This window comes from Chryseobacterium sp. DT-167, from assembly GCF_058310155.1.
Genome location: NZ_JBZEEQ010000130.1, coordinates 1 through 535, shown reverse-complemented (window position 1 = coordinate 535; position 535 = coordinate 1). Strand labels below are relative to the sequence as shown.

Genomic DNA, 535 nt, shown 5'->3' with positions numbered 1-535 from the left:
GGCCGGGACCGCCTTCGTCCTCCTCATGGCCGCCATCGCGGTGCCCGAGTCTCTGGGCAGCCCAGTCCTCCTCGGTGGTCTCGCGGTCATCGTCATCGCGTCGATCGGTGCCATCGCGATCCCGTGGGAACGGACCACGCCGAACGCGCTCATCAGCGTCGCGGTCGCGGACCTCATTGGCGTCGCGCTGCTGCGGGCGGAACTGCTCCCCCAGCTTCCCTCCGTCGGGATGCTCGCGATCTTCCCGATCCTGTGGCTCTCCTACGGCTTCAAGCGGCCCGTGGTGATCGTCGCGATCGCCGGGGCGCTCTTCATCACGTCCTTCGGTTTCGTGTATCAGGGTGTCTGGCCGACGACGGCGCTCCAATGGGCCAACGTGGCGACGCTCCCCGCCCTCATCATCGCGGTGGCGCTCGTGGTGAGCGCCGCCGCGTCACAGCTCCGCCGGAGCGCGGAGCGCCTCGTGGTCGCGAACGCCCGGCAGGCCGAGGCCCTCCGGCAGTCGCAGGACAACGAGATCCTCTCGCGCGCCATC

Annotated in this window: 1 protein-coding gene; it reads left to right on the top strand. The window is 69.9% G+C overall.

Features of this window, described 5'->3' with window-relative positions; translation table 11 throughout:
• Positions 1–535, top strand: a 535-nt coding sequence (locus AC4FQ5_RS20120) for a hypothetical protein (protein ID WP_491146503.1), incomplete at both ends; no start/stop codon positions are given.